Origin of the sequence: Tropicimonas sp. IMCC6043, assembly GCF_004146235.1 — a bacterium.
In the GTDB taxonomy this organism is placed as follows: Bacteria; Pseudomonadota; Alphaproteobacteria; order Rhodobacterales; family Rhodobacteraceae; genus Tropicimonas.
Genome location: NZ_SELO01000139.1, coordinates 1 through 766 on the forward strand (window position 1 = coordinate 1; position 766 = coordinate 766).

The 766-nt window shown below is 59.7% G+C and carries 1 pseudogene; it reads right to left on the reverse strand.

From position 1 onward, the window contains the following. A pseudogene (locus EU800_RS26125) lies at window positions 1-711 on the reverse strand (IS3 family transposase); the annotation flags it as partial. Window positions 712-766: the final 55 nt, after the last annotated feature.

The following is a 766-nucleotide window of genomic DNA, read 5'->3' on the forward strand; positions in this document are numbered from 1 at the left end:
CCGCTGTCAGGTAGACGAACCCTCGGGCCATGGGGATGTAGGTGATGTCCATGGCCCAGACCTGGTTGGGTCGTGTCACGGCGAGCTTGCGCAGAAGGTATGGATAGATCTTGTGGCCGGGCGCCGGTTTCGAGGTGTTTGGCTTCCGATACAGGGCTTCAATGCCCATCTGCTTCATCAGCGTAGAGACATGGAGCCGACCGGCGGTGAAGCCCTCCTGCCGGAGCAGACCTTTCATCATCCGGCTGCCTGCAAAGGGAAACTCCATGTGCAATTCGTCGATCCGGCGCATCAAGCGCAGGTCGTCCTCGTTGGCTGGCCGAGGCTCGTAGTAGAGACTGCCCCGGCTGATCCCGAGCAATTCGGCCTGCCGCGCGAGGCTCAACTTGTGGTCTCGATCCGTCATTTCTTTGCGCTCGGCAACAGACCGGCCTTGGCGAGCGCTCCCTCTAAAAAATCGTTCTCCAACGTCAGCTGACCGATCTTGGCGTGCAGCCGGGTGATGTCGATCTGCGGCTCCTTGCTCTTCGGCTTGTCCTCGAACACATCCGTCACACCATCGAGCAACTGCTCCTTCCACTGCTTGATCTGGTTCGGATGCAGGTCGAACTGGGTGGCCAGCTCGCTCATCGTCTTGTCGCCCTTCAGTGCCGCCAATGCGACTTTCGCCTTGAACGCGGCACTGTGGTTTCTTCTCGGACGTCTTGCCATCTTTCGCTCCTTCTTCCCGGCATCGCTGCCGGATCGGGAGCGGAAAATCCACCTA